At 61.3% G+C, this 22,536-nt stretch carries 18 protein-coding genes; 13 read left to right on the top strand and 5 right to left on the bottom strand.

The features are described from left to right. Window positions 1-40 precede the first annotated feature (40 nt). Window positions 41-856 (bottom strand): aspartate/glutamate racemase family protein, encoded by an 816-nt coding sequence (locus tag DENOEST_RS06080; protein ID WP_145769575.1) that lies wholly within the window; start codon window positions 854-856, stop codon window positions 41-43. Between the two features lie 161 nt (window positions 857-1,017). On the opposite strand from DENOEST_RS06080, the gene DENOEST_RS06075 reads away from it, so the two are divergent. The 12 genes from DENOEST_RS06075 (at window position 1,018) to DENOEST_RS06020 (ending at window position 16,138) form a co-directional block, all read left to right on the top strand. Beyond that, window positions 1,018-1,962, top strand: coding sequence for a LysR family transcriptional regulator (locus DENOEST_RS06075; protein WP_183148215.1), 945 nt, complete (start codon window positions 1,018-1,020; stop codon window positions 1,960-1,962). 247 nt (window positions 1,963-2,209) lie between these two features. Next, on the top strand, window positions 2,210-2,872 hold the full coding sequence (locus DENOEST_RS06070; RefSeq protein ID WP_197970540.1) for a 4Fe-4S dicluster domain-containing protein: 663 nt from the start codon (window positions 2,210-2,212) through the stop codon (window positions 2,870-2,872). A gap of 45 nt (window positions 2,873-2,917) precedes the next feature. After that, window positions 2,918-3,823 carry a dimethyl sulfoxide reductase anchor subunit gene (locus DENOEST_RS06065; protein ID WP_145769572.1) on the top strand — a complete coding sequence of 302 codons (906 nt, stop codon included), beginning with the start codon at window positions 2,918-2,920 and terminating at the stop codon, window positions 3,821-3,823. Between the two features lie 7 nt (window positions 3,824-3,830). Further along, window positions 3,831-4,163 carry a hypothetical protein gene (locus DENOEST_RS06060; protein ID WP_145769571.1) on the top strand — a complete coding sequence of 111 codons (333 nt, stop codon included), beginning with the start codon at window positions 3,831-3,833 and terminating at the stop codon, window positions 4,161-4,163. Between the two features lie 24 nt (window positions 4,164-4,187). Further along, window positions 4,188-6,773: a molybdopterin-dependent oxidoreductase gene (locus DENOEST_RS06055; RefSeq protein WP_145769570.1), complete on the top strand. Its 2,586-nt coding sequence runs from the start codon at window positions 4,188-4,190 to the stop codon at window positions 6,771-6,773. Window positions 6,774-7,105: 332 nt separating this feature from the next. Then, window positions 7,106-9,457: a TonB-dependent receptor gene (locus tag DENOEST_RS06050; RefSeq protein ID WP_232096454.1), complete on the top strand. Its 2,352-nt coding sequence runs from the start codon at window positions 7,106-7,108 to the stop codon at window positions 9,455-9,457. A 191-nt stretch (window positions 9,458-9,648) separates the two neighbouring features. Further along, window positions 9,649-10,659, top strand: a complete 1,011-nt coding sequence (gene gap / locus DENOEST_RS06045; protein WP_145771632.1) for a type I glyceraldehyde-3-phosphate dehydrogenase — start codon at window positions 9,649-9,651, stop codon at window positions 10,657-10,659. A 278-nt stretch (window positions 10,660-10,937) separates the two neighbouring features. Further along, window positions 10,938-11,708: an aspartate/glutamate racemase family protein gene (locus DENOEST_RS06040; protein WP_145771633.1), complete on the top strand. Its 771-nt coding sequence runs from the start codon at window positions 10,938-10,940 to the stop codon at window positions 11,706-11,708. A gap of 66 nt (window positions 11,709-11,774) precedes the next feature. Next, window positions 11,775-12,257 (top strand): (2Fe-2S)-binding protein, encoded by a 483-nt coding sequence (locus tag DENOEST_RS06035; protein ID WP_145771634.1) that lies wholly within the window; start codon window positions 11,775-11,777, stop codon window positions 12,255-12,257. Then, window positions 12,258-14,411, top strand: coding sequence for a xanthine dehydrogenase family protein molybdopterin-binding subunit (locus DENOEST_RS06030; protein ID WP_145771635.1), 2,154 nt, complete (start codon window positions 12,258-12,260; stop codon window positions 14,409-14,411). A 21-nt stretch (window positions 14,412-14,432) separates the two neighbouring features. Continuing rightward, window positions 14,433-14,927 carry a cupin domain-containing protein gene (locus DENOEST_RS06025; RefSeq protein ID WP_145771636.1) on the top strand — a complete coding sequence of 165 codons (495 nt, stop codon included), beginning with the start codon at window positions 14,433-14,435 and terminating at the stop codon, window positions 14,925-14,927. 14 nt (window positions 14,928-14,941) lie between these two features. Continuing rightward, window positions 14,942-16,138 (top strand): acyl-CoA dehydrogenase family protein, encoded by a 1,197-nt coding sequence (locus DENOEST_RS06020; RefSeq protein WP_145771637.1) that lies wholly within the window; start codon window positions 14,942-14,944, stop codon window positions 16,136-16,138. On the opposite strand, the gene DENOEST_RS06015 is transcribed toward DENOEST_RS06020, so the two are convergent. Further along, a complete protein-coding gene (locus tag DENOEST_RS06015) occupies window positions 16,129-16,974 on the bottom strand; it encodes an AraC family transcriptional regulator (protein WP_145771638.1) in 846 nt (281 codons plus the stop codon). The genes DENOEST_RS06020 and DENOEST_RS06015 overlap by 10 nt on opposite strands. 161 nt (window positions 16,975-17,135) lie before the next feature. Further along, entirely contained in the window at window positions 17,136-18,314 is a 1,179-nt protein-coding gene (locus tag DENOEST_RS06010) for an acyl-CoA dehydrogenase (RefSeq protein WP_145771639.1), read from the bottom strand. Between the two features lie 205 nt (window positions 18,315-18,519). Between DENOEST_RS06010 and DENOEST_RS06005 the strand changes: the two genes are divergently transcribed. Beyond that, window positions 18,520-19,443, top strand: coding sequence for a LysR substrate-binding domain-containing protein (locus DENOEST_RS06005; protein WP_145771640.1), 924 nt, complete (start codon window positions 18,520-18,522; stop codon window positions 19,441-19,443). 203 nt (window positions 19,444-19,646) lie between these two features. Here DENOEST_RS06005 and DENOEST_RS06000 read toward each other — a convergent pair whose 3' ends face one another. Next, a complete protein-coding gene (locus DENOEST_RS06000) occupies window positions 19,647-20,912 on the bottom strand; it encodes a DUF1329 domain-containing protein (protein WP_145771641.1) in 1,266 nt (421 codons plus the stop codon). A 17-nt stretch (window positions 20,913-20,929) separates the two neighbouring features. After that, the gene (locus DENOEST_RS05995; protein ID WP_145771642.1) at window positions 20,930-22,522 is read right to left on the bottom strand and encodes a DUF1302 family protein; all 1,593 of its coding nucleotides are present in this window, start codon (window positions 22,520-22,522) and stop codon (window positions 20,930-20,932) included. Window positions 22,523-22,536: the final 14 nt, after the last annotated feature.

Below are 22,536 nucleotides of genomic sequence, written 5' to 3'. Positions count from 1 at the left end.
GGAAATACACACTTTGCGATGTGGCACAAGGGGCCGAAAGCTATTCTCGAAAAGGCGCAAGAAAATGAGCAATCACCTCCGGTGGCAGCCCCTTGAAGGTGCGGTGTTTGCTGGTGGACAGGCTGTGCCGCTTGCGCAGGATGCCCAACATGCCCGCCATATAACTACCCGCCAGTACCGACTCCACCACAGGGACATCGGTGCCGGTCACCTTGCTGTAGCCGTTCAAGGTCAGGGCGGCGAGAGCACCGCAGGAGGTCACGATCACTTCGGCCCCATCCTCGATGGCGCCGAAGGCCGCTTCCTCAAAACGAGGAATCACATGTTCCCGCACCAGTTCCGGCTGCTCGAACCAGAGAATGGTGTTCTCCGCCAGGTCGGCTGTTCTCACCGGATCCCGCCGAATAGCTCGATCCACCAGACCATAGGTTTCGAGATTCCGCTCCACCAGGGATGCGCAACCCTCCTCGATTCCGACCATCGCGAAACGTTTGCCCAGGATGCAGGCCAATAACATCCCGCTCTCGGTAATTCCCACCACCGGGATATCCAGGGCCTCTCTTGCGCTGTACAGCGTCGGATCGTTACCACAGGCGATCAAGACCACGTCCGCACCCTGCTCCTGGGCCTGGAACAAGGATTCCATCATTCCGACGTTGTTGTAGGCTTCCATGAAGCCCCGGCTCATGTGATAGGCAGAGCGATCGTTGTAGCCGGCCACCACAGTGGCTTTGGCACCTGCAGCATCCCGCACAACCTGGAGGACACCGTTGTGCACGGCAGCCTTGGCAGGCCCGAACATCTTGTCGTTTTTCCCCTCGGGGGAAATAAACTGTACATGGACTTTGATATTCAAATCACTGTTCCTCTTGTTTCCGCTCCCCCGGCCAGGGACGACCGGGCGTCCCTTCCCCGATGAATTTCCTGCATGGCCCGATTATTCTCGACCACCTGAACTGCGGCACAATGTAAGGGCCAAACCCCAAGCCCCCCTAGTGAAAATGCTTCATGAGGCCCATGAAAAACATCGATATCCGTCGCGTGGACCTGAACCTGCTGGTTGCCTTCGAAGCGATCTACGAAGAAGGATCAGTTACCCGTGCCAGTGAACGGCTGCACCTGACCCAGTCCGCCATCAGCCATGCCTTGTCGAGGCTGCGAGAGCTGTGTGACGATCCGCTCTTTGAACGCAATGGAAACATCATTACCCCAACCGCAATGGCGAGACGCCTGATCGGACCGGTCCAGTCCGCCCTGCGTCTGCTGGAACAATCCATCAATCAGGCCCATCCCGCCAAACCGGAAAAAGTCCGCCCCCGACTGAATATCGGCATGCTGCTGGCAACCTATGGACCTGGCTTTCTGCCGCAACTGACTGCGAGCATGGGCAATACCCCACCCTACGAGATCGCTGTGTCCCACTACAGCCTGGGCAAGCTTGAATCCCATCTGGCAGCGGGAAAGTTCGATGTAGCCATCCAGTTCGAGTTCCCCCATTCCAGCCGTATCCGCAGCACCCTGCTGAACTGTGAAAAACTGGGCATCATGGTCCGGCAAGGGCATCCTCTGAGCAAAGGAACCATGGACCTTGATGCTTACCTGGGCCAATACCACGTCGTCGTGGCACCCTTCGAACAGGATGCCAACCTGGTGGACCTGGAGTTCCAACGCCTGGGGTTGAAGCGCGAAATCGTCTTGCGCTGCCAGGATTACTGGACCGCCTGTAAAACCGTGGCGGCCACGGATTTTCTTCTGACCGCAACCCGTTCGACCCTCGCCCTGATGCAGGAAAGTTTCCCGGGCAACCGTCTAGTGGCCCTGCCCACCGACCTCAATACACCGAGGGAGATGAATATCCGCCTCTACTGGCACGAATCCAAGGAAGAAGATCCGGCAAATCTGTGGCTGCGAAACACCCTGTGTTCGATTTTTACCGGATATCGGAACTCATCCCCGGATTAGGGTAACCGTAGTCCCGACTCCCGGCAGGCCATTCTCGACCTGACCCTGACAAACCCATCGACATCGGCGACCCGCTCCAGGATTGAGAATGGATGAACATATTCGTCCTCTGATTGAGCGTTTTGAGCCTCTGCTGGATCTCTTGGGCTATCCATAATTGCCTCCAATGGTGGCTCCCAGAGAGTTGCCTACCGTCGGCATGGAACATGCCGGAGGATTCGAGGAGACGTGAATTATGCGATGGGGCATGACCATAGATCTACAGCGCTGCACCGGCTGTTATGGCTGCGTGATGGCCTGCAAGCAGGAGCACAGCACACCCTCGGGAGTTCACTTCCGGCGCATGATGTTCGAGGAGGTGGGTGAGTATCCGAAGGCGAAGCGCATCCACGCCCCGGTCCAGTGCAACCACTGCGCCGAGCCGCCCTGCGTGCCGGTATGCCCCACCAAGGCCACCTACAAGCGGGACGACGGCCTGGTACTGGTGGATGCGGATGTCTGCATCGGCTGCGGCTATTGCATGACCTCCTGCCCCTACGAGCAGCGCCATTTCGTCGGCGACAAGCTGGAACACTTCGAGGACGGTCTCACCCCCCACGAGCTGAAGGGCGGAGAGGCGGGCCATGATTGGGACTCCAAGCGGGACACGGTAGTCAAATGCACCTTCTGCCAGCATCGTCTGGACAAGGCCAAGGACACTGGCCTGACCCCGGGTGTGGACCGGGAGGTCACCCCGGCCTGCGTCAATACCTGCCCCTCCAATGCCATGGAGTTCGGTGACCTGGACGATCCCAACAGCAAGATCAGCCGGCTGATCGAGGCGCGCAAGGGCTTCCCCCTGCTGCCCGGAGCAGGGACCAAGCCGTCCATCTTTTATCTCCCGGGGGATACCCCCCTCGCGAACGATTGAGCTTGTTCTGCTCCTCTGACCTTGATACCGCATCGGAGCCTCAAAATGCACCCTACGACATCGCAACCAGAGCTTCTGCAAGGCACGGCGACCCAATGGTCCAGCACCGCCCATCTGCAAACCAAATGGGACTGGCGCGCCGTCGGCAACTTCATCGGTGGCGGCACCGGCGCCGGCCTCCTGCTGTCGGCCACCTGGCTGGCCCCCTCGATCCAGGCCTACCGGGTCCAGGCGGCCCTGGGACTAGTGATCGTCGCCCTGGGGCTGTTGTGCATCATGGCCAAGATGGGCCGGCCCACTCGGGCCTTCAACATCTTCCGCCACGTGCAGACCTCCTGGATGACCCGGGAGGGCTTTGCCATGCCCACCCTCTTCGGTTGCGGCGCCCTGTCCCTGTTCCAGTCCGAGGTGGGGGCCATGGCTGTGGCGGCCACCCTGTCCGCCCTGTTCTTCCTCTATTGCCAGGCCCGCATCCTGGGCGAGTCCAAGGGTATTCCCGCCTGGTCCGATCCCCGGATCGTGCCCTTGATCCTCAGCACCGGGCTGGCGGAAGGCATCGGTCTGGCAAGTTTGTGCTCCGCTTTCGTGCCGGGCAGTGTCTCGTCCCCGCTGGCCGGCCTGCTGCTGGCGACCCTAGCCTTACGCTACTTGGCCTGGCATCGCTACCAGAAGGGGTTGAGCGTTGACGAAATCCCCCGTGAGACCTTCGCGGTGCTGGGCCATTTCAGCGGCAACTTCGAGGTTTCCGGCCATGGACTGCCGGCGGCCCTGCTGGTCACCGGCCTGCTGCTGGGAGGCACCGCCACTACCGGCCTGGCGGCCACCGCGGGCCTGATCGCCGCCGTGACCGGCTGGTCCCTGAAACTCACCTTGGTCACTCGCGCCGCCTATTTTTACCGCAAGAGCTTCTCCCTCTCGGCCCTGATGGCCCAGGGTCGCGCCAGGACCTGACCTCTCCATGGACGAACCACGGATCACCGCCAATGTCATGCTGCACGGCTTCCCGGACCTGTGTCTGGGCGGCAGCAGCCGGCCGACCCTCGACCTGGAGTTGGCACCTGGCGTTCTCACCGGCAGGGGAATTTTCAAGGCTCTGCTGGATCGTTTCGGCCCTCCCCTGGTGCCGGCCTTGGGTCCAGCCCGGGACGCGGGCTGCCGCTTGAAGAATGTGCACCTTTTCGTCAATGACAAGGCCATCAACGATGCGGATGAGGCTCTCGAGTCCCATGTGGACGCCTCAGGCCGGATCAGAGTGCTGCTGATCCTGGTGAAGGCCATCGCCAGCGGCTAATCCAAACCAATCGAGGTTTTACCCATGTCCCACGCCGCCGCCACCTCTTCCACACCTGCCGATCAGTGGGTGCCCTCCCACTGCAGCATGTGCTACCACGGCTGCCCAATCCTGGCCCACGTCAAGGACGGCGTGCTGGTCAAGATCGAAGGCAACCCCACCGCCCCCGCCACCCGGGGCCGCCTGTGCCCCAAAGGAAACGCCGGGGCCATGCGGCTCTATGACCCCAAGCGGCTGAAGGTGCCGATGCGTCGCACCAACCCGGAAAAGGGCCTGGACATCGATCCCGGCTGGGAGGAAATATCCTGGGACAAGGCCCTGAACATCCTGGAAGCGAAATTGCGGGCGGTCCGCGATAAGGATCCCAATCTTCTGGCGATGGGAGGCTTCAACACCCATTCCTGGCATTGGGGAAATGCCTTCGGTCTGTCCTTCGGCACCAGCAATACCTGCAAGAACCTGTTCAGCGCCATGGGTCACATGTGCGGCAACGGCGCCCACACGGCGGGGGAGATGATCCACAACTCCATGAACACCCACCCCGACCTGGAGTATGCCGAATTCACCATGATCGTCGGCGCCGCCCTGGGGGAGTGCTATCAGAGCGCCGTGGCCTACGGGCGCATCCTGGGTGACGCCAAGGGTCGGGAGAAGTTCAAGCTGGTGGTGGTAGATCCCCAACAGAGCCGGGCCGCCGCCATGGCCGAAGAATGGGTGCCGATCCGTCCGGCCACGGACGGCGCCATGCTGCTGGCCATGATGCACGTCCTGCTCCACGAGGCGAACATCTACGACGCCCATTACCTGCGGGTGCACACCAATGCCGGGTATTTGATCGGCGCCGACGGCTATCCCCTGCGCCATGCCCAGAGCGGCAAACCCCTGGTGTGGGACCTGGCGACCAATCAGGCCCGGGAGTATGACGATCCGGCCATCGATCCCGACCAGTTGGCCCTGCTGGGCCGATTCCAGACCACCGTGGGGGAAGGCCAGCCGGGCTTCCAGTTGCTGCACGATCACCTGCGCCAATACACCCCGGAATGGGCTGAACCCATTACCAGCGTGTCGGCCGAGACCATCCGCCGCCTGGCCAACGAGCTGGGCCAGGCCGCGCACATCGGCGAGACCATCGAGATCGACGGCAAAACCTACCCCTATCGCCCGGCTTCCGTGTCCGGCTATCGGGGCCTGAGCACCCACACCAACGCCCTGCACACCTCCTGGGCAATGGAACTGATCAATGTCCTGATCGGCTCGACCCGGGCCGTGGGCGGCGCCCGGGCCTGGATCGGCACCATGATGCCCACCTCCCCTGCCACCACCCTGCCGGGACCGGACGGACTGATCTTCACGCCGTTCCAGCCCCATGCCTTCAGCTTCCCACCCAAGATGTCGAGCATCCCGGAATACTTCCCGGTGGCCTTCGATGCGGGCCTCCTGTGCTACGAGACCCAGGCCCATCCCGAGCAGTACGGCAACACGCCCATCGAGATGCTGATCAACGAAGGCGGCAATCCGGTGCTCACCGGCATGAACACCCAGTCCACCATCGAGGGCCTGAAGGCCATTCCCTACATGGTGGATATCACTCTCTATGTGGACGAGACGGCGCTCTTCGCCGACCTGGTGCTGCCGGATGTCACCTACCTGGAACGCTGGGCCTGGGAAGGCATGTGGTCCGTGGAGGATGAGGGCATCCAGATCCAGCAGCCGGTGGTGCAGCCCCTCTATGGCATTCCCCATAGCGCCGACATCTACATCGAGCTGGCCAACCGGCTGGGCACCATGACCGGTCCCCTGGGCTTCAGCTCCTTCCTCAACATGATGCAGATGACCGGCGGCGCCACCGAGGCGGTGAGCCAGGCGACCGTCAACGACATCACCCACAGCTATCGCAGCGCGAAGGAATACGTGGAGACCTATGTGCGGGCAGTGGCCCCCCAGGATGAGGCCCTAGTCTGGAAACAGGGCCACAACCTGAAGTCCAAGCCGGCATTCAAGCGTTATGTGCCGGACTGCTTCGGCGGCCATCGCATTCCCCTGTACTCCAACTGGCTCAAGCAGGTGGGCGACGATCTGCGGCGCAACATGGAAGCCCATGATGTCTTCGCCAAGGTACCGGGCCTCGATCCGGAGCGGGTGTTCTTTGAATACGCGCCCCTGCCCTTCTGGCATCCCAGCGTGATCGAGAACGAGCTCCCCGAATTCGATCTGTACGCCATCAACTGGCGCACCGCCATCGGCGGCGTGGGCGCGGGCACCGTTCCAGCCACCAATGCCTGGTTGCTGGAGGCAGCGGAGCGGGACCCCTATTTCGCCCGCATCCTGATCAATTCCTCCACGGCGCGGAAAAAGAACCTGGATGACGGCCAGCGAGTCTGCGTCGAATCGCCCCACGGGCGTATCGAAGGCCTCCTGAAATACACCGAGACCATTCACCCCGAGGTACTGGGAACCATCGGTTGCTGGGGCCACATCACCGACGCCGCGGTGGCCAAGGGGCGCGGGCCGGGCAACTTCAACAGCCTGCTGGGCCGGGGCCTGAAATACATGGGGCCCTCCACCCTCCAGGCGGAATGCGCCGCCCGGGTGAAGATTTATCCAGCCTAGACGGCCCCCTGCCATCACCGTGGGCACCTGAATCCTGGGGGCTGTCGGGGGAGACTTCGCCCATCGCGCTTTCTGCGGGAAAGCGCGATGGGCGATTGTTTTTCAGAATCGCCCCCTTTGGTAAATGTGGTTGGCATATCTAATTCCAGTGAGCCGATATGTCCCTCTAATGATTTTTTTGGGCCTCTGCCTGTACAAGTGCCCTACCCATAATTCCCGCCGGGTTACTCCCGAATTTATTACGAAATCCAATCGAATAAGGGGAAGAGACAGTGTTCAAGAAGAATCGAATCCACATGGCCGTATCCGGCCTTCTAATGACGGGTATGGCCGTGGCACCGACAATTCATGCCGCCGAAGGTCAGCTTGAGGAAGTCATCGTCACCGCCCAGAAACGGGCGGAGAACCTCCAGGAAGTACCGATCTCGGTACAGGCCTTCAATGCCAAGGCCCTGGAGCAGAAAAGCATCGTCACCTTGTCGGACGTTGGCGCCTATGTGCCGGGCCTGAGTATCCAGCCCTATCCCGGCAGCAGCGAAGTGCTGTATCCCTCCATCCGGGGCGTGGTGCCCAACATGGTATCGGTGGCGGCCTCCATGCCCATGGCGGTGCACATCAACGGCATCTACCTTTCCCAGACAGCGGGCATGAATCTGGCGGCTGCCGACCTGGAACGCATGGAAATCCTGAAGGGACCCCAGGGCGTGATGTCCGGCCGCAACGCGACCGGCGGCGCTCTCAATCTCTATACGGTCAAGCCGGAACTGGGGCAGTTCAGTTTCAAGCAGCAGATCACTGTGGCGGAGCGGGGTCAGTTTCTCTCCAAGACCATGGTGAATGTGCCCCTGACCGGCACCCTGGCGGCGAAGGTCTCCTATCTGCACAGCGACCGGGATAACGAGGGCATCAGGAACTCCGCCCCCGGTGGCATAAAGTTCGGCGAGAAGACCGCCGATGCCTGGCGTCTGGACCTGCGCTGGAAGCCGGCCAACAATGTCACCGTCGACTACGGTTTCGACACCAATACCACGGAATCCTATGAAACGCCGGCCCAGTGCCTTGAACCGCCCAACATCATGATGTATGGCGGCTTCATGTCCTTCTTTGCGGCCGACCCCCGGGTGGCCGCCGCCATCGCCGGCTGTACCCACGAAAAGCTGACTTCCCTTTACTACCCTTACGCGATGCCCAAGAACCGCAACAAGGCGGAAGGGCATACCCTGAACGTGGAATGGGAAATCAATCCTTCTCTGACTTTCCGATCCATCACCGGCTACCGCAAGGTGGATACGTCCAACGGCTACATCTATACGGCCTATCGCGGGGTAGCCGACATCCGCTCCGATTCCGGCGCCTTCACCATCCTGCCCCTGGGCTCCACGCCGTTCAATGGCCAGAGTTCACCCATCACTCTGTTCAATGAATCCTGGTCCCAGGAATTCCAGTTGATCGGTGATGCAGGCCCCAACTTCAAGTACACGACGGGCATCTACTATGCCGAGGACAAGGGTCATCAGAATAGCGGTCCCAATCTGGTGATGTATATGCCTAGCCTCGGTTCCAGCGCTGGTGGCCCTTTGGGCTCTGATCTCGCCATGATGGAAAAGCGCGGGATCTCCTCCGCAAAGAACTCCTCTGTGGCGCTCTTCGGCCAGATTTCCTGGCGTCCCGATGTGCTGTCCCGCAAGCTGGAGATCGTTCCCGGCATCCGCTATACCCGGGATACCCGGGAAGCGACGGGCTTCAATCAGTCTTTCTCGGGCTTCGTCGTGACTCCGACCGCCACGCCGGGCGTCGTCAATGGTGTGTTCTCCTGGCCGGCCGGCTATGCCGGCGCCTATGGCAAGAACACCTTCTCCAAAACCACGCCACAACTGTCCCTGAACTACCACTGGACCGACGACGTAATGTTTTATGGCAAGGTGGCCAAGGGCTACACCAGTGGCGGCTTCGACCTGGCGAGCGGCTCTGCGGCAAGTTTCACCAAAGGCTACGATCCGGAAACCATCACCTCCACCGAGTTCGGCATGAAGGGGGAGTTCCTGAACCGCCGCCTGCGGACCAACCTGGCGCTGTTCCAGAGCAAGTACGAAAACGAGCAGAAGTCGGTGGCCACGCCCAACCCGGCTACCGGTGGCACGGACTGGATCATCCAGAACGTGGGCCGCTCCGTTTATAACGGGGTGGAGCTGGACCTGACGGCGGCCTTGACCGATGCCCTGCGCCTCAGCCTGAACTCGGCCTGGATGGACCACAAGTACACCCGCTTCACGGATCTGGTAACCGGGCTGGACGTGGCGGCCACACGCAAGCTGGTAGTGCCGAAAAAGGCCTACTCTGCCAGTGTTGATTACCGCTTCCCGGCGCTTGGCCTGCCCGGCAAGCTGGATGGCAATCTCAGCTATTCCTACCGGGGTGCCCAGTCCACGCCGATTGACCTGACAGGGGCATGGCCTGCCAGTTCCTTCATCGTTCCGCCGTATAGCGTCTGGAACGGCCGCTTGGCTCTATCCCGGATCAAGGTGCCGCCCGCCGGCAATGGCGACCTGAGCGTGGCCTTGTGGGGCAAGAACCTGACCGACAAGAAGTACACAATCTACGATGTGGTGAACTATTCCACCGACCACGGCAGCCCCTGGGGTGAACCGCGTACCTACGGCATCGATGTGATCTACAACTACTGATCGCCGCTCGATGGTCCGGTGGAGAGTTGTCCGCAAGGCGCTCTTCACCGGAATGCAGTCGCATCCTCCCTTGATCGGATGACGCTATTCAGCCGAGACCTTCCGCCCGCGAGGGCTTTTTTTTTTAGTTTGCCCCCTGAGTCCGAGATTGGAACGAGTGGGCTGGCACACCACCTTTCAGATAGCAATCAATGATTTTCAAGCTTGGCATCAACGGTTTTGGCCGCATCGGCCGCATGGTTTTCCGGGCGGCGGTTCAGAACTTCGCTGACATCGAAATCGTCGGCATCAACGACCTGCTGGAGCCCGGCCACCTGGCCTACCTGCTCAAGTACGACTCCGTCCATGGCCGCTTCAAGGGCAGTGTCGCCGTCGAGGGCAACACCCTGATCGTCAATGGCAGGAAGATCCGCCTCACCGCCCTCAAGGACCCCGCCGAGCTGAAGTGGAACGAGATCGGTGCCGATCTCGTGATCGAATCCACTGGTCGTTTTCTGACCCGGGGCGCAGCCGCTCGACACCTCACCGCTGGCGCCAAAAAGGCGATCATGTCCGCCCCTGCCGATGATGACACCCCCATGTTCGTCTTCGGCGTGAACGACCAGACCTATGCCGGCCAGGACATCATCTCCAATGCCTCCTGCACCACCAATTGCCTGGCCCCCGTGGCCAAGGTGCTGAACGACAACTGGGGCATCAAGCGTGGCCTGATGACCACCATCCATCCAGCCACCATCGCACAAAAGGTGGTTGACGGGCCGTCGCCCCAGATCTGGCGCAGTGGACGAGCCATGCTCGAAAATATCATTCCCTGCTCGACCAGTTCGGCCAGTGCCCTTGGCGCCGTGCTGCCTGCGTTGAAGGGTAAGCTCACCGGCCTGTCCTTTCGTGTGCCCACTGCCGATGTGTCGGTAATGGACCTGACGGTGGAGCTGCACCAGTCTGCCGGTTATGAGGAAATCTGCCGGGCCATGAAGACCGCCGCAGAGGGGGACATGAAAGGTGTGCTGGGCTATACGGAGGACAAGGTGGTGGCCACCGACTTTCGCGGCGATTCCTGCACCTCCGTCTTCGACGCCGAAGCCGGCATTGCTCTGGACAATACCTTCGTCAAGGTGGTCTGCTGGTATGACAACGAATGGGGCTACGCCAACAAGTTGCTGGAAATGGCGCGGGTGGTTTCGTCCATAGGGTCGTTCTGAGAGGCCCTAACAGCATGCGGCACAGATCTCGGCCATCCGGGCCATCGGGGAGTTGTCCTTCAGTTTGCTACCGATGAAACGCTGCCCGTCAGCAGCACTATCCGATTCACGCCCTGGGGCCTGAATCGGCATGACAGCCCACATGTCGACTTCTAGATATTCCTTGGCCTGTTGTAGCAAGAATCCATACCCCCCCTGCAATAGGATTCACCTGGCACCCACAGGCACCCGAGTAGCGCAGCAACCGGGACCAGGCGACAACAACGCAGGAGGAAGCCATGACGCATTCAAGCAAGAGGCCGCGCAGGATCCGGGTTATCACACCGGTCCCCGTCCCCCACCAGGCGCACCCGCTGTTTTGCGGGCAAATTCCTGAAGATTCTCGACGCCCGGGCACCATCCTGGAGTTTGCTTTTGCCCGTGAAGGCGGCCATTTCCTGGACAGCCATTACGACAGTGCCCTGGCCACGGTGTTTGTCCTGGAACAGGCGCAGCAAGCAGAAGACGATGGCGTTGATGCTGTTTGCATCAGCACCATGACCGATACCGGTCTTGAGGCAGTGCGCTCCCGGCTGAGCATCCCCGTTGTGGGAGCCGGACTGAGCTCCTTTCTCCTGGCCTGCAACCTGGGGGATCGGTTTTCGATCATCACCCTGTGGCAACGCTGGGTGCCCTTCTATTACAAGAACTTGAAACAGTATCAGCTCGACGCACGGCTGGCCTCGGTACGCCACATCAATACCCATCCCAACCTGGAGGCGCTGCTCACCGGAAAGGAAGAAGTCGTTTTCGCGACCCTGGAAAAAGCCGCCCGTCAGGCCATCGATGAGGATGGTGCCGACGTGATCGTCTTGGGTTCCACGACCATGTATCAATCCCATCAATACCTGTCCCAAAAGCTGAATGTCCCGGTCGTGAATCCCGCCCTGGTCGGAGTTCAAGCCTGCGAAAGCCTGCTGGATCTATCGCTATCCCACAGCAAGGCCTGCTACGTCGAACCCGAGTTTCGAAATGATCGGCTGTTGAGCGCAGTGCCCTCCAGGTTCTGATCAGTTATCGCAATATCCGCCGCTGGCGGCGCCGCTGTCTGCGTCACTCATTACAAGGAAAACACGATGGTGAAAATCAAAGTCAACGGAGAGGAACGCACTCTCGACGTGGATCCCGCAATGCCTTTGCTCTGGGTCCTGCGCGACGAGCTGGTCATGACCGGCACCAAGTTCGGCTGTGGCGTGGGCGCCTGCGGCGCGTGCACCGTCCATCTCGATGGGGTTCCGGTGCGCAGTTGCGGCCTGCCGGTTTCGTCGGCCGTCGGCAAGAATGTCACGACCATCGAAGGGCTGGTCGGCAAGATCGCGAAAAGCCTCCAGGCGGCCTGGGTTAGCGAGAATGTCGCGCAATGCGGCTACTGCCAGTCCGGACAGATCATGACAGCGGCCGCGCTGATTGCAACGAATCCGACTCCCTCGGACAAGGACATCGAGGCGGCGATGAGTGGGCATATCTGCCGTTGCGGCACCTACCAGCGCATCAAGAACGCCATTCACGTCACCGCCAGGCAACTCCACGCAACCCCCGCTCCTGGAGATAAATCCTAAATGGCTATCAGTCGACGCAACTTCATCCTGTCCGGCCTCGCCGCCGCTGGCGGCCTGGTGGTGGGTATTTCCTTCGCGGACGAAAAGGCACCCGTTGTGCCTTATCCCCATGCCTCGAACACCGACTTGCAGCCCAATGCCTGGCTGCAGGTGACCCCCGACAACCGCATCATTTTCCAGTTCCACAAGGCGGAGATGGGCCAGGGGATCATGACCGGTTTTGTCACCCTGGTGGCGGAGGAGCTCAATGTCGAGCCCGAGACCATCGTCCGGGAATTTTCCGGCATCCATCCGGCTTACCTGAATCCCCTTTTCAAGCTCCAGATCACCAACGCCAGCAGTTCCATGATCACCTGCTACCAGCCCATTCGTGAGGCCGCTGCTGCCGTGAGAATGCTGCTGATCAGTGCCGCGGCGAAGCGCTGGAACGTACCCGCCACCGAACTTGAAGCCCGTGACGGAATGATCCATCACCGCGCCAGCAACCGGAAGGCCAGCTACGGCAGCTTTGTCGACGTCGCCAGAACCCTGCCTTTGCCAGAGAAACTGGAATTCAGGCCCAGGGAAAAATATCGCTTTGTCGGCAAGTACAACCGCCGTATCGAATCCAGGGACAAGACCAACGGCTCGGCCAAGTACGGCATCGACATCACGCCCAAGGGCGCGGTAATGGCGGTGATTGTGCGTTGCCCCCATTTCGGCGGCACCCTGAAGAGTCTTGACGCCGGCGAGGCGCGCCAGATGCGCGGCGTGCTGGACGTGTTTCAGATTGACAGTGGTATCGCCGTCGTGGCCACCAACACCTGGTACGCCCGCCAGGCCGCCGGCAAGCTGAAAATCGAATGGGATGCCGGCGCCATGAAAGGCGTATCGAGCGCGACCATCGCCCGCAATCAGCGTCAGGCCCTGGACAAGGCCGAAGCCGCCGCCGCCCTGCCGGTGGCAGCGGACAGCATCAGCGCCGAGTACTCGGCGGGCTTCATGGCCCACGCCCCCATGGAGCCGATGAACGCCACCGTCGCCATTGCCGGCGACAAGGTCGATGTCTGGGTATCCACCCAGGCCCCCGACATTGTCCGAGGCGCCGTCGCGCTGTCCCTGGGATGCGCCCCCGAGAAAGTCACGGTGCACGGCTGCTACCTGGGCGGCGGCTTCGGCCGCCGGGTGATCGCCGATGTTTCGGCGGACGCCGCCCAGGTGGCCAAGCATGTCGGCAAGCCGGTCAAGGTGATCTGGAGCCGGGAAGACGACATCCAGCACGATCACTATCGCCCGGCGGTGGTGAGTCGCATGTATGGCGAACTGGACGGCAGCAGGGTCAAGTCCTGGCGCTTCCGGATTGCCGGTGACAGTCTGATCTACAACCTGTTCCATGTGCTCCGGCCGGCGATCTTCCCCCCATCGATGCCGGCCTCCGAGGTGGAAAAGATCGCCCGGAAGAAAATCGAGACTGATGACAAGAACATCGAGACGGTCAGCGAGCCCGTGTACAAGCTCGGCGAGATCAAGGTGGATCAGGTCATCGTGGAAAGCGGCGTGCCGGTATTTTTCTGGCGTTCCGTGGGCCACTCCTTCAATTGCTTCTTCCTGGAAAGCTTCATGGACGAGATGGCCCACAAGGCCAGGATGGATGGTCTGGAGTTCCGACTGAAGCATCTCGAAGCCGGGTCCACCGAAAGCAGACTGCTGAAGCTGGTGGCCGAGAAGGCCCGCTGGGCCCACCCCACCCAGGGCCGCTCCATAGGACTCGCAGTGGACAAGATCAAGGGGGCCATCGTTGCCATGGCCGCCGAAGTGTCAGTGAAGGGAAGCAAGATCCAGGTGCACAAGATTGTCTGTGCCGCCGACGTCGGCCTGCTGATCAACCCTGACATCGCCAGGACCGTGATCGAGAGCTGCATCGTCTGGGGCCTGAGTTCATGTCTTCAGGGCGAAATCACCATCGCCGACGGCCATGTCCAGCAAAGCAATTTCACCGACTACCCCCTGGCCAGAATGGCCGACACACCCAAGATGGAAATCCATCTGGTGGAGTCGGACCGCAGTCCGGTAGGCGTGGGCGAATGCGCGGTAGCACCGGTCGCTGCTGCCGTGGGTAATGCCGTATTCAAGGCCACAGGAAAACGGCTGCGTTCGCTGCCGCTGAAGATCTGACAACGATTACCAGGAGGAAGCATGAAAACCACCCAGTTCAAGAAGCTCTGCATTTCCGCGCTGCTCGTCACCTCGGCCTTTTGCCAGGCCGGCGAACCGGCAGCGGCAGCTGATGCGGCCCCAAAAACCGCCGACCTGCTGACCTATGACCGTATCTACACCGACAAGAACGGCGACTCCCATTTCGACAAGGTCACGGTGAACTTCAAGGTGTTCCAGTACGCCAACGACGTTCCCCCGGTCTGGGTGGAGTCGGCCGGGTTGCGCCCGGCCAAGGCGGTGCAGTTCATGGCAGCGCCCACAGGCTGGGATGGTCGCGCCCATCATCCTCCCCCCCGCCGCCAGTTCTTCATCGTGCTGACCGGCGCCGTGGCCTTCACGGCCACGGACGGCGAGACCCGCATTCTCCACCCCGGTCAGGTGCTGCTGATGGAGGATCACAAGGGCAAGGGACACGGCTCCTATAACGTCGATCAGGGCAACTCCATTGTGGTTGCCGTACCCCTGGCTGACTGAAAAGGACCCGTTCGATGATCGACTTCACATTCACCGAGGAGCAGCGCCAGCTCCAGGATCTGGCCCGGCGCTTTGCCGAGAAGGAAGTACGTCCCATCGCGGCCGAGTACGACGGGCGCCCCGACCCACGGGATTCCTTTGCCGCCGAGGCATCGCGCAAGGCCTGCGAACTGGGCTTCCACGCCATGCTCGTCCCGGAGGAGCATGGCGGCATGGGCCTGGGCATGATGGACTTCTGCCTGGTCATCGAGGAGCTGGCAGCCGCCGATATCGGCTTCGCCATGAATTTCGGCGTCAGCTGCGCCATCAGCAAAATGATCGCCGACCATGCCAACAAGGAACAGTGCGAACGCTGGCTGCGCCCCTACGTGGACACCAGCGGCAGCACCCATCACCTGCTGGCCTTCGGCGGCACCGAACCCTCCGGTGGCACGGAAATTTTCTGTCCCGAACCCAACCCCGAGTATGGGACGCGCTCGACGGCACGGCGGGAGGGCGATCATTACGTGCTCAATGGCGCCAAGAATTTCATCACCAATGCCAGCCGCTCGGAACTCTACGGCTGCATGATGCGCAGCGACAAGAGCAAGGCCAACTTCGAATCCAACAGCGTGTTCTTCCTTGGGCCGGACACGCCAGGATTCTCCGTGGGCAAATTGGAAAACAAGATGGGCCATCGCCTGATGAGCAACGGCGAGCTGATCTTCGACAACGTCAGGCTCTCCAGGGACGACATGCTGGGGCAGGAGGGCAACGGCGTCCCCATCCTGGCGGGGACCCTGGGCGTCAACAGCCTGGGGGCGGGCGCCCTGGCCCTGGGTCTGGCCCGAACCGCCTACGACATGGCGGTGGATTACGCCAAGCAGCGGGTCATCTGGGGCCGGCCCATCACCCAGTACCAGACCATCGGCAACATGCTGGTGGATATGAAAATGCACCTCGAAACCACCCGTCTCCTGGTGCAAAGGGTGGCCTGGGCGGTGGACAACAAGATCCACGGCGATACTGTCCATCACTCCATGGTCAAGGTCTATGCATCGGAAATGGCCCGCAAGGTCACCCAGGATGCCCTGCAGGTTCTGGGCGGATCGGGTTACATGAAGGACTACCCGGCCGAGAAGTATGTGCGCGACGCCATGGTGATCCCGATCTACGATGGCACCAATCAGGTCCTGCGCCAATTCATGGCCATGGACATGTATCAGGCCTGAACCTTCGAAATCCCGGTGGCGCTCTCCTGACGGGAGCTGCCACCGCCCCCTTCAGCCCTGTGGCCGTGCTGGGCCAGGTAGCGCCTGGGGGGTGCCCCCAACTCCCGGCGGAACATGGCGACGAAGGCGCTGGGACCCTCATAACCCAGCTCGTAGGCCACGGCAGTGACCGAATTTCCCTTGGACAACAGCGTGATGGCGTGGAACAGCCGCAACCGCTTGCGCCATTCGTGATAACTGAGTCCGGTCTCGCTGCTGAAATGCCGCAACAGGGTACGTTCGCTGGCGCCGACCCGACCCGCCCAATGGGCCAGGGGATGCTCGTCGGAAGGATTGCTCAGCAAGGCCTCGGTGATGATCCGCAAACGCCTGTCCCTGGGCAAGGGGAGTTGCAGAGGCTCGGGCGTGATGGTGCCGAGCAGGTCGGGGATGACAGCAAGAACCCTTGACTCGGCGCTGTCCGGCCCATAATTCCGGCCTACCCGAACCGCATAAAGGATCAATTCCCTCAACAAGGGAGGAACCGAGATCACGCAGCATTCCCCCGACAGATGGGCAACCGCGGACGGGTGCAGATAGAGCGTCCGCAGATCGAAGGCGCCACCGGCGGTGACCGAATGCTCCACGGCCGGCGGCACCCAGACCGCCTGCTGGGGAGGCACGACCCAGGTGCAGCGCGAGGTGCTGACCCGGATCACCCCTTCGGCGGCATAGACCAGTTGCGCCCGCAGGTGATGATGGGCAGGGATTCCGAACTGCGTGTTATGGGGCCAGTCATGGGCAAACCCCACTACAGACCGACCACGGTCCTCGTCGTTGGCGAGGCTGTCATGCATGGGGGTGGGATGCGGAATTTCATCCATGGACAGCGACCCAGACATCGCGGCCACTCCGATGGCGCCCGTCGGGACAGGCAGCCGCCGAGCGGGGCTGCCATTCATGAACAGGGGCGATTCATCAGTCCCTCCCCCCGGCACCGACCATGGGTCGCTCCCATTCAGGAGAAGGCTGCGATCCCGGTAATCGCCCGACCGATGATGAGCGCATGAATGTCATGGGTACCTTCGTAGGTATTGACGACCTCGAGATTGACCAGATGCCGGGCCACCCCGAACTCGTCGCTGATGCCGTTGCCCCCCAGCATGTCCCGGGCTGTACGGGCGATATCCAGGGCCTTGCCGCAGGAATTGCGCTTCATGATCGAGGTCAGTTCCACGGCGGCCATATCCTCTTCCTTCATGCGACCAAGACGTAGGCAGCCTTGCAAACCCAGGGTGATCTCCGTCAGCATGTCCGCCAGCTTCTTCTGGATCAACTGATTGGCGGCCAGGGGCCGGCCGAATTGTTTCCGGTCCAGGGTGTATTGCCGGGCACGCTGGTAACAATCCTCCGCCGCCCCAAGGGCGCCCCAGGCGATGCCGTAGCGGGCGCTGTTGAGACAAGTGAATGGCCCCTTCAAACCACGAACATCCGGGAAGGCGTTTTCCTCGGGACAGAACACCTCATCCAGTACCACTTCACCGGTAATGGAGGCTCGCAGGCCCACCTTGCCGTGGATGGCCGGCGCCGACAGACCCTTCCAGCCCTTTTCCAGGATGAAACCACGAATTGCCCCGCCATCGTCCTTGGCCCAGACCACGAACACATCTGCAATGGGGCTGTTGGTAATCCACATCTTGGCACCGCTCAGGGAATACCCGCCCGGAACCTTCCGTGCCCGGGTCACCATGCTGCCCGGATCGGAGCCGTGATTCGGCTCGGTCAGGCCAAAGCAGCCGATCAGTTCGCCGGTTGCCAGGCGGGGCAGGTATTTCTGCTTTTGTGCCTCGGTGCCGAACTCATTGATGGGCACCATCACCAGGGAACTCTGGACGCTCATCATGGAACGATAGCCGGAGTCAACCCGTTCCACCTCCCGGGCCACCAGCCCATAGGCCACGTACCCCAGCCCGGCGCCACCGTAGGCCTCGGGAATGGAGATGCCGAGCAGCCCCAGTTCACCCATTTCCCGGAAAATCGCCGCATCGGTCCGTTCATGGCGGAACGCCTCCACCACCCGAGGCGCCAGTTTCTCCTGGCTGTAGGCAAAAGCGGTATCGCGCACCATGCGCTCTTCCTCGGTCAGTTGGGTGGAAAGCGACAGCGGTTCGCTCCAGTTGAATTCCGGCTTGGCCATTTGAATCTCCCTTGAAGTCTGGTCTGAATGGGGGATGGGGTGCTCCGGACGCAGAGCCCGGAACCCCGATGGACAGAATCGTAGGCCCGCATCCGCCGCCAGGCAAACGAATTTTCGGAACCAAGATATGCGCTTTTAGAATATATTAACCTTACTTGCCGTAACCATGCTGCCTGCCGAAAGACCCTGAGTGGAGCCCAATGCCATGAGGCGCAAGATTCCCACCATCCAGTCCCTGTGCTGCTTCGAGGCGGCTGCCCGCCACGAGAGCTACACCCGTGCCGCCCAGGAACTGGCCCTGACCCAGGGCGCGGTATCCCGCCAGATCGCATCCCTGGAAGAGTTCCTCGGTGTCCCGCTGTTCAGACGCACTCGCCATGGTGTCGCCTTGACTCCCGCCGGCGTCGCCTATGGGCGGCAGATCGCCGGGCGGCTCAACGGCCTTGAGCGGGATACCATCGACGTAATGTCAATGCCGGAAAACGGCGGCGCCATTCAACTGGCCGCCGTGCCGACTTTTGCCACCCGCTGGCTGCTGCCGCGACTGGTGGACTTTGCGGCACAGCACCCGGACACCCCAGTCCACATCGAGACCCAGACCCGCCCCTTCATGTTTGCCGACAGCGGCTTCGATGCCGCTCTCTACGCCGGCACGGCGGAACAATTGTGCAACTGGCCCGGCACCCGTGCAACCTTGCTGATGCAGGAGGAAGTGGTCCCGGTGGCCAGCCCGCAGCTACTGGCCGGTCGCAGCCGCTGGCATCCCCGGGACCTGCTACGACTGCCTCTGCTGCAGCAGAGCACACGCCCCGATGCCTGGCGGCAATGGTTCGACGCCATGGGAGTGAGTGCCAGCCCAGTACGCTACGGACCCCGTTATGAACTTTTCTCCATGCTCACCATGGCCGCAAGCTGCGGCCTGGGCGTGGCCCTGATACCGAAAATGCTGATCGAGCCGGAACTGGCAAGAGGGGAACTCGGCATTGCCTGCAACCGCCCGCTACGGGGCGCCCGTGGCTATTACCTGGTAACGCCGGAATCCGGCGAGGAGCGCCAGGCCTTGGCGAATTTCCGAGCCTGGCTGCTGCTCCAGGCCGGGGGCACGGCCTCCCCGGCATTGGGGAAGTAACTCCGGCACGCCATCGGAGGAAATGGTGCATGAAAATCGGCAGCCTTTCATGCGGAAAACAAATATCTGACGGCACCGCGCCTACCATCTGAGCAACGGTCGTCAAAAAATCCCGGCTTCTTTACGGGAAACCGGGCCAAGAGGAGAACTCATTGGTGCTGCGGCGGCCGCTTGCAACGGCCACCGCGGTACTTCGTATTGCTTCAGCGGCCGGCGGCCTCCAGTTGTCCCAGGGAGACGTCGGAGGACTTCACCTTGGTCTGGTTGACGAACCACTGGGTGGGATCGGTCAGGAACACGGTGGCGTGGTTGCGCTGGAAGTCGATGATCGCGCCACCCGAGGTCTGATAGCTCTGGAATCCATCCTCGCCCTTGACCGCGAACGAATGGAATTCCATGAACTTCCAGAACTCGCCCTTGCGGTTGAAGGCCTCACCGTAGTAGATCCGCGGGTACTTGGTATCCATGTACAGCACCTTCTTGCTGTAGGGATGGACATCCGGCGTCACCGCCTCGATCACCCAGACTTCCCTCGGCTCGAAACGATCATTGTTCATGTTCCAGTGGGGCTCACCCTGCTCCAGCACCGGATAGCGCTCGTTGAAGGCCTTGCCCTTGGGGTTCCAGGCCGGCGTCTTGGCGTGAGCGACCGCCAGTACCCAGCGCTTGCCCAGCAGCTTGTAGCTCTTGTACCAGGAGGGACGAGCGTTGAAGATTTCCAGGTCGTCCTGCAACTGATCGGAGCTGCCTACCGGGTCCATCCAGGCGCCACCGGAGAGGCGGCGCACGCGGCGCACCGCCGGCACATACACCCAGGCATCGGGCACCTGGGCCGAGTCATACATGATGGTGAAGGTGCCCAGGCCCTTCATTTCCGCCGGCTCCTTGAAGAACAGCAGCTGACGGGCCTTTTCCTTGCCATCCCCTTCCACCGACTTGCCACCCAGCCGCCCCTTCATGTTGTAGCGGGTGAATTCGGCGATGGGTTCGGCATGGATGCCCTTCTTGCCGTCGATCAGCAGCTGGGTCCAGGTCTTGGCGGTGGCCACATCCCCCGCCAGCTGGCCGAGGTGATAGTTCCAGATCAGCTTCTCAGCCACCTGGGGATCACTGGACTGGACGTCGGGGAAGGGTTCGCCGGCTTCCCAGCCCTCGATCTCGCGGGTCTGCGGATTGATCTTGGTCTTGCCCACGTTGGCCTTGCTGGCCTTCACCCACTTGGCGTCGAGGGGAATTTCCTTGGCCTTGTGGAGGGGCAGCTTCCAGCCATTGTTGCGGATGCGCCATTCCATCTTCTCGGTCAGCAGGCTGCCAATCGGCTTGCCGTCGAGGGTTTCGTTCTTCAGGCTGTCGATGTTGGCGGCGGAAAGCACCGTGCCCTCGGCCACTTCACCGGCATGGGCCATCGGGAAGGCACCGGCCAGAGCCAGGGCGATGCCGGTGGAGAGCAGTTTACGTCTGGTAATCATGCGTGTTACTCCTCGACTCAGAATTGGTAGGTGACTTTGGCGTAGAACTGGTTGTTGTTGGCGAAGTAGCCGAACAGACCAGTGTTGCTTTCCACGTTGTTGTTGGCAGGAGTTCGTTCACCCCGGGTCAGGAAATGATCGTATTCCAGCTTCAGACGCCAGTCCTTGCCGAACTGGAAGGACACACTGGGAACGATGAATCCACCGCCATAGCTGAGATCACGGCCGGCCACGATGCTGGGCACAACGGTGCCATTGGAGTAGCTGCCCTCGAAGATGAAGGTGATCAGGGATGAGTGCTCCTTGCTGCGCTGACCAAAGCCCACCAGTTGCACCAGGTCCTCATCGGACTTGAAATCCCGGATCCAGGTATCGAACAGTTGTACCGAGAAGAACGCCGGCTTCTCGGTCCCCAGCAGGGACTGAGTGAAGCCCAGGGTCTTGTCCATGCGCAGCATGGAACGGACCACGTTCTTGCGCTTCACGCCATCGTAACCAGGCCCACCCAGCACTGCGGACCAGAGGGAAGTCTGCCCGTGGTTGTAGGCAAAGTCGCGGATGAAAGCCGCCTCGCCGCTGAAAACCGCATCGGCCCATTCCGAATAGCCCGAGGCAGTCAGACCGAACAGGGATATCTCCGGATACAGCACTTCACCGGCGATACCCGAAGGCGCTCTGCCATCAAAGGGAACTGCACCGGTCGGCACCACAACAGGCGCACCAAACAGGGGACCCGCATCGCTACTCATGCTGAGTACCGGCACCGGATTGAAGGTCTTCAGATAGGACAGGGAGTAATTGATCTCGTTGGCGATGCCGCTCCAGCGCAGGCCCCAGGTGTCCTTCTGGGCATCCGCACCTTCAACCCGGTAGTTGTAGGGAGTGATGGTCAGGAAGTCGATACCCTTCAGGGGCTGGTTGGCCCAGCGGCCGCCCCGCAGGTCGAAGGTGTTGCCGATGGTGTCGTCCCGGTTCCATGAGCCCGGCCGTACCAGGGCCTGGATCTTGCCGTTGAGTTCCGGAATCTGCACCGTCAGGTTGGCCATGACGGAAGGCTTGCGCAGGTCTTCGTTGGCGGGCTCCAGGAAGCTGCGCCAGGTGAAGTCGTAGCCGTGAACCATGTCCATGGCCTGGAAGAAGTCGGACTCTCCCCAGACCACCTGCTGCTTGCCCACGCGCAACAGCACGTCGGAAGTCGGCTTGTAGTCCACATACAGTTCCCGGATCTCGCCTTCGCTGTACCAGCGGGAAAGGTCGTTGTGCCCCGCCGTATCGGCGCCCAGCTTCTCGAGCTGCCGCATGTAGCTGGTGGAGGCATCCTTGACCAGACGGAACTTGCCCGCCCAGGAGATGCTGTCGTTGATCGTGGAGTCCACGTTCAGCTTCAGGGTGAACCGGGCCATGGACAGCTTGCCCTTGGTATCCACGTTCGAACCAAGCAGATTGTCCTTCAGCGTGTTCTGGGTGTTCCAGGAAAACGCCGCGCTGACATCACCATAGACCTTGGTGTCCTCAGCATGGGCAGTGGTCACGCACAAGGGCGCAAGCGCGGCAAGCAGACTGGCCATCCTGCCGGCATTACGTCGGATCGACTTTCTTCTTTTACTCATAATCCCTCCAGTTA

It is taken from the genome of Denitratisoma oestradiolicum, from assembly GCF_902813185.1.
GTDB classification, from domain to species: domain Bacteria; phylum Pseudomonadota; class Gammaproteobacteria; order Burkholderiales; family Rhodocyclaceae; genus Denitratisoma; species Denitratisoma oestradiolicum.
The sequence above is the reverse complement of the archived record's forward strand: the minus strand, read 5'-3'. Positions and strand labels throughout refer to the sequence as shown.

What these genes read in the sequence shown, in the direction of transcription:
- DENOEST_RS06075 (WP_183148215.1), top strand. Translation starts at nt 1,018, where the DNA reads ATGAAAAACATCGATATCCGTCGCGTGGACCTGAACCTGCTGGTTGCC.
- DENOEST_RS06070 (WP_197970540.1), top strand. Translation starts at nt 2,210, where the DNA reads ATGACCATAGATCTACAGCGCTGCACCGGCTGTTATGGCTGCGTGATG.
- DENOEST_RS06065 (WP_145769572.1), top strand. Translation starts at nt 2,918, where the DNA reads ATGCACCCTACGACATCGCAACCAGAGCTTCTGCAAGGCACGGCGACC.
- DENOEST_RS06060 (WP_145769571.1), top strand. Translation starts at nt 3,831, where the DNA reads ATGGACGAACCACGGATCACCGCCAATGTCATGCTGCACGGCTTCCCG.
- DENOEST_RS06055 (WP_145769570.1), top strand. Translation starts at nt 4,188, where the DNA reads ATGTCCCACGCCGCCGCCACCTCTTCCACACCTGCCGATCAGTGGGTG.
- gap (WP_145771632.1), top strand. Translation starts at nt 9,649, where the DNA reads ATGATTTTCAAGCTTGGCATCAACGGTTTTGGCCGCATCGGCCGCATG.
- DENOEST_RS06040 (WP_145771633.1), top strand. Translation starts at nt 10,938, where the DNA reads ATGACGCATTCAAGCAAGAGGCCGCGCAGGATCCGGGTTATCACACCG.
- DENOEST_RS06035 (WP_145771634.1), top strand. Translation starts at nt 11,775, where the DNA reads ATGGTGAAAATCAAAGTCAACGGAGAGGAACGCACTCTCGACGTGGAT.
- DENOEST_RS06030 (WP_145771635.1), top strand. Translation starts at nt 12,258, where the DNA reads ATGGCTATCAGTCGACGCAACTTCATCCTGTCCGGCCTCGCCGCCGCT.
- DENOEST_RS06025 (WP_145771636.1), top strand. Translation starts at nt 14,433, where the DNA reads ATGAAAACCACCCAGTTCAAGAAGCTCTGCATTTCCGCGCTGCTCGTC.
- DENOEST_RS06020 (WP_145771637.1), top strand. Translation starts at nt 14,942, where the DNA reads ATGATCGACTTCACATTCACCGAGGAGCAGCGCCAGCTCCAGGATCTG.
- DENOEST_RS06015 (WP_145771638.1), bottom strand. Translation starts at nt 16,974, where the DNA reads ATGCATGACAGCCTCGCCAACGACGAGGACCGTGGTCGGTCTGTAGTG.
- DENOEST_RS06010 (WP_145771639.1), bottom strand. Translation starts at nt 18,314, where the DNA reads ATGGCCAAGCCGGAATTCAACTGGAGCGAACCGCTGTCGCTTTCCACC.
- DENOEST_RS06005 (WP_145771640.1), top strand. Translation starts at nt 18,520, where the DNA reads ATGAGGCGCAAGATTCCCACCATCCAGTCCCTGTGCTGCTTCGAGGCG.
- DENOEST_RS06000 (WP_145771641.1), bottom strand. Translation starts at nt 20,912, where the DNA reads ATGATTACCAGACGTAAACTGCTCTCCACCGGCATCGCCCTGGCTCTG.
- DENOEST_RS05995 (WP_145771642.1), bottom strand. Translation starts at nt 22,522, where the DNA reads ATGAGTAAAAGAAGAAAGTCGATCCGACGTAATGCCGGCAGGATGGCC.